Here is a 12,570-nt window from a genome sequence, read left to right as displayed (position 1 = left end):
TGCCGTGGAGACCCCGCCGTGGAAATGTCCGTGTCCAGCCTTGCCCGCCCGCTTGCCGCCGTCAGCCGCCGTGCGCTGGAGGCGCCGGAAAGCGGCATCGTCGAGGTGTTCAACTATGCCCGCGGGCGGGAGGGGCTCATTCCGATGTGGGTGGGTGAGGGGGACCTGCCGACCCCGGACTTCATCTCCCGCGTCGCCCGCCAGTCCCTTTCCGATGGCGAAACCTTCTACACCTGGCAGCGCGGCATTCCGGCGCTGCGCGAAGCGCTGTCGCGCTACTATGCCCGCCATTTCGATGCGGCGCTGTCCGTCGATCGGTTCTATGTGACCGGGTCCGGCATGCAGGCGATCAAGATTGCCGTCGAAGCGCTGACCTCGCCCGGCGACGAGGTGATCTATCTTACCCCCGCCTGGCCCAATATTGCCGCGTCCGCCGCCGTTTCCGGCGCGGTCCCCGTCGCGGTGCCGCTTTCCTTCGAAAACGGCCGCTGGCAATTGGATTTCGATCGGCTCGAGGCCGCCATCACGCCGAAAACGAGGGTGCTGTTCGTCAATACGCCCTCGAACCCCACCGGCTGGACGGCGACGAAGGACGATCTCAACGCGCTGCTGGCGCTCGCCCGCAAGCACGACCTCTGGATCCTCTCCGACGAAATCTATGCGCAGTATTTCTATGCCGATGCCCGGGCGCCGTCCTTCCTCGACGTGATGGAGGAGGACGAGAAGATCCTCTTCGTCAATTCCTTTTCCAAGAACTGGTCGATGACCGGCTGGCGCGTCGGCTGGATCGTGGCACCCGCCGCGCTGGGGCAGGTCATCGAAAATCTCATCCAGTACTCCACCTCCGGCGTCGCCGCCTTTATCCAGGCCGGCGCCGTCGCCGCGCTCGACGAGGGGGACGCCTTCCTCAGGGCCAACGTTGAGCGCGCCGCCCAGTCGCGCGACATCCTCTGCGACGCGCTGATCGCCACCAACCGGGTGGACACGCTGCGTCCGGACGGCGCGATCTATGCCTTCCTCAAGATCGACGGGGTCAGCGATTCCCGGCAGGCGGCGCTTGAGATCGTCGACCGGACCCTCGTGGGACTGGCGCCCGGCACCGCCTTTGGCGAGGGTGGCTCCGCCTTCCTGCGGGCCTGCTTCCTGCGCGATCCGCTGAAGGTGCGCGAAGCGGCAGGCCGCCTGGCGGACTATATCGCCAAGCTCTGAGCGGGACGCCTGTTTGAAGGGGACTTGTGCAGTGCGGCAAAACCGCGTTTTATCCCCGCACATTTGAGCAACAAGGGATTGGATAATGGCGGTATTGGTCACGGGCGGCGGTGGATATATCGGCAGCCACATGGTCTGGGCTCTTCTCGATGCCAACGAAGACGTGGTGGTGATCGACCGCCTGTCCACAGGCTTCCGCTGGGCGATAGCACCCGAAGCGCGCTTCTACGAGGGCGACATTGCCGACCAATCGCTGATGGCGACCATCTTCGCCGAAAACAGCATCGACGCCATCATCCACTTCGCCGGCTCGATCGTCGTGCCGGACTCGGTTGCCGATCCGCTCGGCTATTACGAGAACAACACGGTCAAATCGCGCAGCCTGATCGAGAGCGCGGTCAAGGCCGGCGTGCCCTATTTCGTCTTCTCCTCCACCGCGGCCGTCTACGGCACGCCGGATGTGCTCGAACCGGTAACGGAAACCGTGCCGCTGCGCCCGGAATCCCCCTATGGCTCGTCCAAGCTGATGACCGAGATCATGCTGCGCGACACGGCAGCTGCCCATCCCTTCACCTATACGGCGCTGCGCTACTTCAACGTGGCCGGCGCCGATCCGAAAGGGCGCTCCGGCCAGTCGTCTGCGCTTGCCACCCATCTGATCAAGGTCGCCTGCGCCACCGCGCTCGGCAAGCGGCCGTCGATGAGCGTGTTCGGAACCGATTACCCGACGCCGGACGGCACCTGCGTGCGCGACTATATTCATGTCTGGGACCTGGTGCAGGCGCATCTCAAAGCCCTGCAGCGCATGCGCGCCGGGGGCGGCTCGCTTGCGGCCAATTGCGGCTATGGCCATGGCTTCTCGGTGCTCGAAGTGCTCGACACGGTGAAGAAGGTGCATGGGGCCGAGTTTCCGGTCACCTTCGCGGGCCGGCGGGCCGGCGATCCGGCCATGATCGTCGCCAATCCGGCGCTCGCCCGCCAGGAACTTGGCTGGGAGCCGGAATTCGACGATCTGGAGCGCATCGTCCGCAGCGCGCTCGACTGGGAAGACCGCCTGTCGCGGCGCAACGCCGTCGATTGAAAGCCGCGGCTGAAACAGGCGGTTTCACGCCAGTTTGACAACAGCTTCGGCGCTTAAGGTCACGTCCACGATGAGCCTTCTCAGGACCTCTGGACGCCGATGCCTGTCATTGCCCTGCCACGCACCCACTGCCTTAACAGGCGCCCCGAAGGGCGCCGGGCGGAAGGACGTGTGGCATGAAGGCGGTCATCCTTGCCGGCGGGCTCGGTTCGCGCATTGCCGAGGAAACGCATCTGCGGCCCAAGCCGATGATCGAAATCGGCGGACGGCCGATCCTCTGGCATATCATGAAGATGTATTATGCCCACGGCATCCGCGACTTCATCATCTGCTGCGGCTTCAAGGGCTATGTGATCAAGGAATACTTCGCCAATTACGGGCTGCACATGTCGGATATCACCTTCGACCTTGCCCGCAACAGCGTCGAGTTCCATCGCCAGAGCGCCGAGAACTGGCGGGTGACGCTGGTCGATACCGGCGAGAGCTCCATGACCGGCGGTCGGCTGAAGCGGGTCGCGCGCTATCTGGATGAGGATGAAGCCTTCTGCTTCACCTATGGCGATGGCGTCAGCAGCATCGATATCGGCGCCACCATCGCCTTTCACCGCAGCCACGGCAGGCTGGCCACGGTTTCCGCCGTGCGCCCGCCGGCGCGCTATGGCGCGCTGCAGCTTGAAGGAACCGAGGTGCGGGGCTTCATCGAGAAGCCGGAAGGCGAGGGTGGCTTCATCAATGGCGGCTTCTTCGTGCTCTCGCCGCGCTGCATCGACCGCATCGACGGCGATCATGTGAGCTGGGAGGGCGAGCCGCTGACGGGGCTTGCGGCATCGGGCGAGCTGCGCGCCTTTCTCCACGAAGGGTTCTGGCAGCCGATGGATACCCTGCGCGACAAGAACCATCTCGAAAGCCTCTGGCAAAGCGGCGCTCCGCCTTGGAAGGTCTGGTAAGCATGACAGCGAATTTCTGGTACGGCAAACGTGTTCTCGTGACGGGGCACACCGGCTTCAAGGGAAGCTGGCTGGCGCTCTGGCTGAAGGAACTGGGCGCGGAGGTCACCGGCCTTTCGCTGGCGCCGCAGACCGAGCCGTCGCTGCACCGCCTGCTGGATGGTGCCTGCGAAGGGCCCGGCATTCTCGACATTCGCGACCGCACCGCCGTGCTCAACCACGTGCTGCGCAGCCGCCCGCAGATCGTCTTCCACCTGGCGGCGCAGGCACTGGTGCGGGCGGGCTATCGCAATCCCGCCGAAACCTACGACATCAACGTGCTCGGCACGGCCAATCTCCTCGATGCGCTGCGCGCCGCCGAGGATGTGCGCTCGATCGTGGTCGTGACCACCGACAAGGTCTACCACAATCCCGAAACCGGGCTCGCATTCATGGAGAGCGATCCGCTCGGCGGCGAGGATCCCTATTCGGCCAGCAAGGCGGCCGCGGAGATCGTGGCGGCCTCCTACCGGTCCTCCTATTTCGCGGCACGGCGCGTCGGGCTTGCCACGGCGCGGGCCGGCAATGTCATCGGCGGCGGCGACTGGGCGGAAGACCGGCTGATCCCCGATGCGGTGCGCGCCTGGCAGGCGGGTGCGACGCTGCATGTGCGCCGGCCGCGCGCCGTGCGCCCCTGGCAGCACGTGCTGGAGCCGCTCGGCGGCTATCTCGGCCTTGCCCAGCGCCTCTGGCACGCGCCCGAGGGGCTGGAGGCTTTCAATTTCGGTCCGGACCATGGCGAGGCCGCCTCCGTCGGCGCCGTGCTGACGATGGCGGAGCGCTATTTCGGCCGCGGCGGTGTGTTGCTGGGGGACGGAAGCGAGGGCCCACACGAGGCCGGCTATCTGGTGCTCGACAGCGGGAAGGCGCGCAGCGAGCTCGGCTATTATCCGCGCTGGCGGCTGCAGGAAACCGTGCGGCGAACCATGGAATGGTATCGCAAGCTCGATGACGGCACCTCTGCGCGTGAGCTGTGCCTGGCCGATATCCGCGACTTCATCCATGCCGGCCGGCGGGACATGCAGTGGAGAGCGGCGGGATGAGCGACCGCTTCGCCATCGAGACGCGCGCGCTCAACGGCGTTCTTCTCCTGGCGCGCAGGCGCTTGGGCGATGCACGCGGGCATTTTTCCCGCGTGTTCTGCGCACAGGATTTTGCGCCCTTCGGCTGGACGCAGCCGGTCGCGCAGATCAATGAAAGCCGCACGCGCCTGCGCGGCACGGTGCGTGGGCTGCACTACCAGGCGCCGCCTTACGCGGAGAAGAAGCTGGTGTCCTGCCTGGAAGGGGCGATCCTCGATGTCGCGGTCGACATCCGCCACGGGTCTCCCACCTTTCTTCAAAGCTTCGCCGCCGAACTTTCGGCCGAGAATGGCCGCTCCATGCTGGTGCCGGAAGGCTTTGCCCATGGCTTCCAGGCCCTGACCGACGAGGTTGAGGTCGTCTATGCCACCTCCGCGCCCTATGCGCAGGAGGCGGAACATGCGCTGCATAGCCTCGATCCGGCGCTGGCGATCGCCTGGCCGCTCGAGGTCGTCAATCTTTCGCCGCGCGACGCCGCGCACTCCTTCCTCTCCCCCAGCTTTACGGGACTGACGCTGTGATTGGACAAGGCACACCGGGGCTCGGCGCCCCGAAGACAGCAGACGACAAGGATATGCTTTGCCTGCCGGATCCGACGCCGGCCGTGGCCTTCGCGCTGCAGCGGCTCGGCTGGCATACGCTCGCCGCCGAAAAGGCGCTCGCCGATGCCAAGGCCGAAGAGGCGGCACTGGCCGCCCGGCCGGCGATCTGAGTGCTGCTCAGGCCCCGGGCGCTCCGTTCGCGTCGCGCCCGGGCGAAAGCACCTCGTCCTCGAAATCGATGCTGTGGCGGATCAGCTGCGACCACAGCCGATCGTAGAACAGCGGATCGAGCCCCAGCGCCTCGGCATGGGCGCGCACATTGGCCCGCACCTCGTCGACGCGCGAGGGAATATCGGCGGGCAGGCCGGCATCGGCCTTGATCTCGGCCGCCCGATTGATGAAGCTCCAGCGCTCGGCGAGAAGCTGCATCAGGCTGAGATCGATCCGGTCGATCTCCACGCGCAGCTCCTCCATCGACCGGCAGTCTGCAGCCTTTTTCATAGGTCTTCCGTTCCTCATCGTTCACGGCGCCGGCGTTTGGCGGAGGCCGGCCGGCTCCTGTCGAGCGGCTCTTCTAGAGCAATTCTTCGCCTCTGCGAACCGACTTTCGCAGCCGCACCACCGCCTGGCCAGATCAGCCTCGCGAAAGCCGCTGCGGATAGCCTGATCGAAACGGAGAATCCTGATGCGCACGCCGCCGATCCTGACCATTTGCGTTCCCTCGCGAAACCGCCAGGAGACCTTCAAGAAAACGATCGAGAGCCTCGTCGTCTCGCTGCGCACCGATATCGAGTTCATCTTCGCCGACAATTCCGACGATCCCTCGATCATGAACGGCTTCATGACCGAGATCAGCCGCGACCCGCGCGTCACCTATCTCCCCAGCACCGACCGCGTCCTTCCCATGAACGCGAACTGGGAACGCTGCATCGACACCGCCGCAGGCGACTTCATCTGTGTGATCGGGGATGATGATTATGTGGATCCGGAGGTGGCAGGCGTTCTGGACACGCTTTGCCGTGCCGAACAGGATGTCGATGTTCTGGTCTGGGCACGGCTGAACTACAATTGGCCCGACAATCGCCTTGTCCACTGCAATGTCGCGGTCCCGCTCGGAACCCGGCTTCAGGAGGTTAAGCGGGAGCACCTGTTTCAGGAATTCTTTTCCTGGCGGACCCATGATGCAACCCCGCATTGCCCCTTTTCGATCTACCATGGCGCCGTGTCGCGTCGGGTGATGAATGCGAACAAGGCGAAGTTCGGTGGCCGGCATTTCGGCCATCTCACCGTCGATTTCGAAACGAGCTGCAAGCTTCTGGTCAATGCCAAGCGGTTCTTCTACTGCGAGAGACCGTTCTCCGTGCTCGGAGCCTGCTTCGCTAGCAATTCCGGGACGATCGGCAACCCCGACGAGCTCAAGCGTCGGCATGCGCAGATCATGGCCGAGCTCGGCCGGAACATGGATGAAGATCCGTACATGAAGGATTTCCCGTTCGGTTGCATTCTCGGCGTGACCGCCGCAGTTGCGCAGGTTCAGCAATGGTTCTGCGTCACCTTCGGCTATACGCGTCCTGCCGGCTGGGAGCGGAACTTTGCCGAAGCCTGCGGAATCGACTGCGGCAATGCGAAGTCCCGCTATGCCTTCGATCTGATGGTCGCCGGATACAGGCAGGCGCTGAGCCAGTGGAAGGGTGGCCGCTTCCTCAAGTTCTTCAAGCCGAGATACAAGGAGGTGCGGGTCGGGAGCGTCTTCCAGGGCATGGACAAGACCACGCTCTATGTCGACGAAGTCATTCCAACCGTGGTGACGCCAGCCGATCTCTATCATTTCGTCGGCCAGGCACTCGTCTCTCCGTCCGAAATCGCAACAGCATTTGCCGGGAGAAAGGCTGCCTGATGAAGCGGAAAGTCGCGTCTTCTGCGGCGAAGTCGCACTCGCCGCGTCCCAAAGTTTCGATCCTGCTGCCCTCGCGCAATCGACAGCCTTACTTCAAGCAGCTGATCTTGGACATGATCAGCAACCCGCGTCGCGATCTTGAATTCGTCGTTGCCGACAACTCGGACGACGGATCGATCATGCGGGCGTTCATGGAGACGCTCAGCGACGACCGGATCCGCTTCCTGCCCTCTCTCGAGCGTCCGCTCGGCATGCGGGACAATTTCGAACGCTGTGTCGCCAACAGCCGCGGCGACTGGATGACGATGTGTGGGGACGATGACTACATCGACCCCAACATTCCGGATCTCCTGGACCGCGCGCTCCGTGAGAAACCCGATCTCGACATCATCTCCTGGTCCCGGATCTATTATCGATGGCCGGATAACCGAGAAAAAGACGGGAAAATCTCGATCAGCCTGCTGGATTTTCTTGGCGAAGTGCCAAAGGCCACTCTCCTTGACGAATATTTCATGTGGCGCCACCGCAGCTTGACGGCTGCTGTCCCCTTCACGATCTTCCATTGCCTCGTCTCACGAAAGCTGATGGACGCGATCCGCACACGGTTCGGGGGACGGTTTTTCGGCCATACGACGGTCGACGTCGACAATTTCTGCAAGATTCTCGTTACAGCAAACCGCTTTATGTATTCCGCACGCCCATTTTCAATCGACGGGGCCTGCAGACAGAGTAACCAGGCCCGCGCCCGGGGGGTTGAAAACTATTCGAAGCTGCAGAGCGAGATGGTCAAGGATCTCGGCTTCGACCCCAATGCCAATGGTCTCATTCGTGACTTCCCGTTTCCTTCCACCCTTGGCATCGCAGCAAGCGGCGCACAGGCCATCGAGTATTTCAAACGAAAGCACGGTCTTATGATCGATGGATGGCAGGAGAACTTCGCGAAATCATGCGAAGCGGACTGTTCTGCCTTTTCTCTGGATCAAGCAGACTACGAGCATGCCGTGGCGAAATACCGCGCCGCTTTCGCAGCCTGGGCGGATGGGCGTTATGCGAGGTTTTTCGACCCGCCGGCGCAGAAGCCGGTCCTCGAAACAAGCGAACTGCTCGGTGTCGTTGATCGCTCGCTGTTTGTCCCGGAATCAATCGGGGGCGTGGAGCGTCCCAAGCAGCTGTACGATTTCGTTCAATGGATTCTTGCTCCCATCGATCAACTCGTCACCGTGCCGTCCCTGTCTTTCGTGGCGAGGCCTGAGCAAGAGCAAGACAGTCCGAATATCCCAGATCCATCCCTGGAGCGCCGCTTCGGCTAACCGGATTTCGAGGAAAACTGATGCTGACCTTTCAAACAGCCAAGGATCCTGCGCAGAAGGCGTCTCGCGAAGAAAACCTGCTCCGTGCGCTGGAGCAGCGACGGATCATGACCCTGATCGTCGAGGTTGCCTCAAGCTGCAATCTCAAATGCACGTTCTGCGATGCGCATTCCGGCCGTGCACCGAAATTCCGCGAAAACGCGGGACTCATGAAGCCGGATACGTGGGCAACGGTGCTGGCAACCATTCAGGACTACTGCGCTCTGCGCGGTCCTTTGGAGATGATGCAGTTTTACGGCAATGGCGAGCCGCTTTTGAACAAGAAGCTTCCGGCGATGGTTGCGCAGGTCGTCGCTGCCGGCATTGCCCGCAAAACGCGTGTCATCACGAACGGTGTTCTGCTGACACCGGAAAAGTTGACCGAGCTTGCGGATGCCGGGCTCGACGAGATCCACATCAGCCTCGATACCATCGATCAGGGCCGCTATCTCGACATCAAGAAGAGCGATGAGGCAGGACGGGTCGTCGAAAACGTGCAGGCCTGCATTCCCGTCATCGAGGCGCGCGGGGACGTGCAGCTCTTCATCAAGTACTTCACGCGGGAGAGCAGCAATGCCTACGGCCTGGTGCCGGAGGACTCCGATTCCGTCCGTCAAACCTTCCTTGCCGCGTGCGAGCATTCCAACTTCGTGCATCTGAAGGAAATGCCGCTGGTGGATGTCGGGGTCGGCATGCTGAACGACAAGCAGGACTTCTCCTCGCCCTGCGAGATCCCGTTCTACCTCCTCTATATCATGCACAACGGCAAGGTCTCTGCGTGCTGCTCGGACGTCTTCAACGGTATGACCGTGGGTCGGCTGGTGGAAACTTCCGTCCCGCCCTTGGCCCCATCGCTGGTTCCAGCCAAACCTGCGGCCGTCAGCACCCTGACGCAGATCGTCGACTCCGCCGCCCTGCATGATATCCGCAAAAAACATCTCGAAGGGCGTTGCAACGAGATCAAGCTGTGTGCCGGCTGCGGAAACCGGACCCAGGTCGATCTCTCCCAGTTCTCCGACGAGACCATCGGGGCGATCCAGAGCTGGATCGCGCCACCGGCGGAGGAACCCGCCTTCTCTGCCTGAAGCACGCGAGTAACGGCTGTTCAGTGCAGTCAATGGAGACGGGTTTTCGCTCGTCTCCAAACGCTGTGTCGCCTAGGCAGAGAGACGGCCTTGGTTGCGATCACACCCGCTTCAAAAACCCATCCGGCGATGCCGTGATCGTCAGCTTGTTTTCGATCGTCCGGTCGTAGGCGAAGGAAAGCGGCGCGCCGTCGGCAGCCTGGCGGCCTTCCTCGGAGAGCGCCTTCATGTAAGCCCAGACGGCGGTCTTCGGATTGTCGCCCTTGCCCCAGGGGCGGTTGGCGCACATCTCGTCCGGCAGGTCCTCGACGCCCGTATCCCAGACGACGCAGTAGGAGCCTGGCGTCGTCAGCGGCGCATAGAGCTCCAGTTCGGCCAGCACGTGCTCATGCGTGTGATTGGAATCGAGAAATACCATGACCCGCTCGTAATCCTTGGCGATCGCCGCGATTTCGCCGAACAGCGCCGGATCGACCGAGGAGCCTTGGAATGTCTGGATCTTGTGGGCCAGCGGATGCCCCTCGATCCCGGCGCGGTTGTGCGGCCTGATATCGATGTCGACGCCAACCACCTTGCGCCGGCTGGCGCGCGGATCGAGGACTGCGCCGGCGGAAACCGCATCGGTGTAGTCGAGCAGCGCCAGCATCGAGGCGCTGAGCACCAGCGAGCCGCCATGGGCAATGCCGGTTTCGATGATCAGGTCCGGGCGGCAGGCCCAGATCAGCTCCTGCATGGCATAGCTGTCCTGCGGCACCTGGATGATCGGCCGGCCGAGCCAGGTGAAGTTCTGGGCATATTCGTGGCGGATCGATTCGCGAATCCAGATGTTGGACAGGCCGAGGAAGTCGCGATCCGCGCCGATCCCCTTGATGTTGCGATCAACGCGCTGACGGAAGTCTTCTACAGGGTCCATCCAGTCTCTCCTCGTAAGGTCACATCGCTGACCGTGAGCACAATCGAATCTGTTTCTCGTTCTAACCGAACTGAAAGGGGCAGGCGAGGCGGCGCAGCTGGCCGCTCACTCGACCCAGGCATAGAGAACCGTCTCCATCAGCTGCGGCGAATGATGTCTCAGGCTGAAGCGATAGTCGGGCACGAGCCCGCGGATCTCGGCCATGATCTCCGGAATGTCCGGTGGATAGTGGTAGACGCAGATGGCGAGCTTCGGTCGGTGCCGGCGGATCGTCTGCGCCGCGCCGGCAAGCAGCGGCAGCTCCATGCCTTCGACATCGGCCTTGATCAGCGTGACCTTTTCACCTTCCAGATAAGCATCCAGGGAAACGGCGGCAATCTCGCCCTCTGTGCTGGTCTGCAGGGCCACGCTCTGCAGAAGGCCGCTGGCGCTCTTTGCCGACATGCGGCCGCTGCCGCTCGACAGCCCAGCCTGGTTGAGGCGGATCTGGTCCGGCTCAAGTGCCCATTCCTGGTCCAGTCGGTCGCGCCGCGCCGTCAGGGCCGCAAATTGGCGGGGCGCCGGTTCGAAGGCGTGAATGGTGGAAAAAACCCCGGCATTGGCCCAGATGAACCTCTCGATCGAGTCGCCGACATAGGCGCCCGCATCGACATAGGCTTCCCGCTCGATGCCGCAGAAGCGCGGCAGGCAAAAATACTGGCTGGGCTCCCACACCGTGGAAAGCGGCGCGCGGTCGCCGGACAGCATGGCCGAAAGCACCGCGATCAGGGTTTCGCGCGAGCGCTCATCCTCCAACTGGGCCAGGCACTCGGCAAACCGCGCGAGCTGGTCGGCAACATACCAGGCGTCGAGCGAAACGGCGGCATATCCTGCCTGCGCAAGCCGGTCGGAGACCGGGCCGACGGCGTGGCGGGCCGTAATCAGCGTCAGGTCCGGCGCAAGGGCGGGCAGCGCCTCGATCCCGTGGATCTCGACCCCCTCCAGGAGCTGCCCCTGCTTGCCGGCATCGCCGTCGATGCAGCCGACCGGTTCTATTCCCTGCGCTTTGAGCCACGTGATCGCCCATGAGCCGAGAAAGCCGGCGCCGTAAAGGGCGATCCGGCCGCTGTCGGTCAGTGGAGCGGGGAAACGGGCGCGCAGCCGGGCCGCTTGCGCTTCAAGATCTGCGAAGGTCGTCATCATCGGCCATTGGGAACAGCATAGACCACCGCCCCCGTGCCACACCAGCCGTGCAGGCGGAAGAGGAGGGTGGTTTGGGGGAGGGTGTCGGCAAGAAAGGCAGGCGTGCGGAAGAGGCCGTCGTCATTGTGATAGACGGTGGCGGCGACCAGCGGCCGGTGGCGGGCAAGCGTGCGGCGCGCGCCCTTCAGGGCCGCCAGCTCCGCCCCTTCCAGATGCAGCTTGAGGAAGGTCGGCACCAGCCCGTCATGGCCGCTCAGCGCATCCACCGTCGTCGTTTCCACCATGGTCCGGCCGGTGGACGAGAATTGCGAGGCATAGCCGAGGCCGGCATGAAAGCAGCGTTCGCCGGCTTGCGCATCGAGCGCCATCGGGCTCAGCGCAATGCGCGTGCGGGTGTCTGCGTCGCGCTGGGCGAGGAAACGCGCGTAGCCGGCACGGTTGGCATCGTCCGGCTCCAGCGCCAGCACCCCGGCAAAGCGGCCTTCCGTCTGCGCCAGGAAGGCCTCGGTAACGCTGCCATGATGGGCGCCGGCATCCACCAGCACGGCGCGCGTGCCCAGCCGGGCCAGGATTTCCGGAATGAAAAACCGTACGCACTGGGTCACCGGCGCACCTTCGAAGGTCCACTCCTCGCGCAGCCGCCGCCAGGCGATGAACTGCAGGTGATGGGCGCGGGACAGGTCGTCGTCCCAGCGGGCAAGGGCCGCCTCCGTTGCCTCCAGCTCGTGGGGGAGGAGCGGCGGGGCGAACCAGCCGTTCGAAAGCGGATGACGGTCGCGAAAGCTTTCGGCCACATCGTAGAAGGGCACGACATGCTGCCATCCGTCGGCCATCAGCTCCAGTTCGAGCGGCAGATAGGCGCTCTGGGCAATGCTGACGGCAAGCAGGCAGTCGGCCTTGATGCTCTCCGGTACCGCATCGGGCGCCACCAGCCGCACGCCTGCCCAGGCCGGATCGCCTGCCAGGCGCTCGGCCTGGCGATCGACCACCATGGCGAAGTCGAGGCCGACGCTGCGCAGATGGTCGCGGGCAAGCCGACCGAGATTGCCGGCGCCATAGAGCACCAAGGGCCGCGCCGGCCGCACGGGTGCAAAGCGGCTCTCTGCGCGGTTGATCTCATGCAGAAGAGCGATCGCCTGGTCGGGATTGGGGCAGCGGGCGAAGCGCCGGCCGCGATGCGCGCCATCGGGACGGTCAAGCGGTCTGGCTGTCTGCATCACAGGTGGCTCCTCCCATCGGCGCCC

General features: G+C 63.8%; 13 protein-coding genes. 9 read left to right on the top strand and 4 right to left on the bottom strand.

What is annotated here, in order from left to right; genetic code table 11:
- Positions 1 to 24: 24 nt before the first annotated feature.
- The 6 genes from U8330_RS15935 to U8330_RS15910 all read left to right on the top strand — a co-directional run bounded on the left by U8330_RS15935 (position 25) and on the right by U8330_RS15910 (position 5,070).
- Positions 25 to 1,209, top strand: a complete 1,185-nt coding sequence (locus U8330_RS15935; protein ID WP_323107320.1) for a pyridoxal phosphate-dependent aminotransferase — start codon at positions 25 to 27, stop codon at positions 1,207 to 1,209.
- Between the two features lie 85 nt (positions 1,210 to 1,294).
- Positions 1,295 to 2,290, top strand: a complete 996-nt coding sequence (gene galE, locus U8330_RS15930; RefSeq protein WP_323106230.1) for a UDP-glucose 4-epimerase GalE — start codon at positions 1,295 to 1,297, stop codon at positions 2,288 to 2,290.
- A gap of 176 nt (positions 2,291 to 2,466) precedes the next feature.
- Positions 2,467 to 3,237 carry a glucose-1-phosphate cytidylyltransferase gene (gene rfbF, locus U8330_RS15925; RefSeq protein WP_323106229.1) on the top strand — a complete coding sequence of 257 codons (771 nt, stop codon included), beginning with the start codon at positions 2,467 to 2,469 and terminating at the stop codon, positions 3,235 to 3,237.
- A gap of 2 nt (positions 3,238 to 3,239) precedes the next feature.
- Positions 3,240 to 4,319: a CDP-glucose 4,6-dehydratase gene (gene rfbG / locus U8330_RS15920; protein ID WP_323106228.1), complete on the top strand. Its 1,080-nt coding sequence runs from the start codon at positions 3,240 to 3,242 to the stop codon at positions 4,317 to 4,319.
- Positions 4,316 to 4,879, top strand: coding sequence for a dTDP-4-dehydrorhamnose 3,5-epimerase family protein (locus tag U8330_RS15915; protein ID WP_323106227.1), 564 nt, complete (start codon positions 4,316 to 4,318; stop codon positions 4,877 to 4,879). The genes rfbG and U8330_RS15915 overlap by 4 nt, the downstream gene beginning before the upstream one ends.
- A complete protein-coding gene (locus tag U8330_RS15910) occupies positions 4,876 to 5,070 on the top strand; it encodes a hypothetical protein (RefSeq protein WP_323106226.1) in 195 nt (64 codons plus the stop codon). Before U8330_RS15915 ends, U8330_RS15910 begins: the two co-directional genes overlap by 4 nt.
- A 7-nt stretch (positions 5,071 to 5,077) precedes the next feature.
- Here the strand turns inward: U8330_RS15910 and U8330_RS15905 are convergent, their stop codons facing one another.
- Complete coding sequence (locus tag U8330_RS15905) at positions 5,078 to 5,401, bottom strand: chorismate mutase family protein (RefSeq protein WP_323106225.1); 324 nt, start codon at positions 5,399 to 5,401, stop codon at positions 5,078 to 5,080.
- 184 nt (positions 5,402 to 5,585) lie between these two features.
- On the opposite strand from U8330_RS15905, the gene U8330_RS15900 reads away from it, so the two are divergent.
- The 3 genes from U8330_RS15900 to U8330_RS15890 are packed head-to-tail and all read left to right on the top strand — an operon-like array spanning position 5,586 to position 9,231.
- Positions 5,586 to 6,797: a glycosyltransferase family 2 protein gene (locus tag U8330_RS15900; RefSeq protein ID WP_323106224.1), complete on the top strand. Its 1,212-nt coding sequence runs from the start codon at positions 5,586 to 5,588 to the stop codon at positions 6,795 to 6,797.
- A complete protein-coding gene (locus U8330_RS15895; RefSeq protein ID WP_323106223.1) occupies positions 6,797 to 8,107 on the top strand; it encodes a glycosyltransferase family 2 protein in 1,311 nt (436 codons plus the stop codon). Before U8330_RS15900 ends, U8330_RS15895 begins: the two co-directional genes overlap by 1 nt.
- Before the next feature lie 20 nt (positions 8,108 to 8,127).
- Positions 8,128 to 9,231: a radical SAM/SPASM domain-containing protein gene (locus U8330_RS15890; protein WP_323106222.1), complete on the top strand. Its 1,104-nt coding sequence runs from the start codon at positions 8,128 to 8,130 to the stop codon at positions 9,229 to 9,231.
- Positions 9,232 to 9,331: 100 nt separating this feature from the next.
- On the opposite strand, the gene U8330_RS15885 is transcribed toward U8330_RS15890, so the two are convergent.
- The 3 genes from U8330_RS15885 to U8330_RS15875 form a co-directional block, all read right to left on the bottom strand.
- Complete coding sequence (locus U8330_RS15885) at positions 9,332 to 10,144, bottom strand: cephalosporin hydroxylase family protein (RefSeq protein ID WP_323106221.1); 813 nt, start codon at positions 10,142 to 10,144, stop codon at positions 9,332 to 9,334.
- A 105-nt stretch (positions 10,145 to 10,249) separates the two neighbouring features.
- Positions 10,250 to 11,326 carry an FkbM family methyltransferase gene (locus U8330_RS15880; protein WP_323106220.1) on the bottom strand — a complete coding sequence of 359 codons (1,077 nt, stop codon included), beginning with the start codon at positions 11,324 to 11,326 and terminating at the stop codon, positions 10,250 to 10,252.
- Entirely contained in the window at positions 11,323 to 12,543 is a 1,221-nt protein-coding gene (locus tag U8330_RS15875; protein ID WP_323106219.1) for an FkbM family methyltransferase, read from the bottom strand. The genes U8330_RS15880 and U8330_RS15875 overlap by 4 nt, the downstream gene beginning before the upstream one ends.
- Positions 12,544 to 12,570: the final 27 nt, after the last annotated feature.

The sequence above is a fragment of the Rhizobium sp. CC-YZS058 genome, from assembly GCF_034720595.1.
In the GTDB taxonomy this organism is placed as follows: Bacteria; Pseudomonadota; Alphaproteobacteria; order Rhizobiales; family Rhizobiaceae; genus Ferranicluibacter.
Note: the sequence above shows the minus strand (reverse complement) of the source record. Positions and strands in the feature narration are given on the sequence as shown.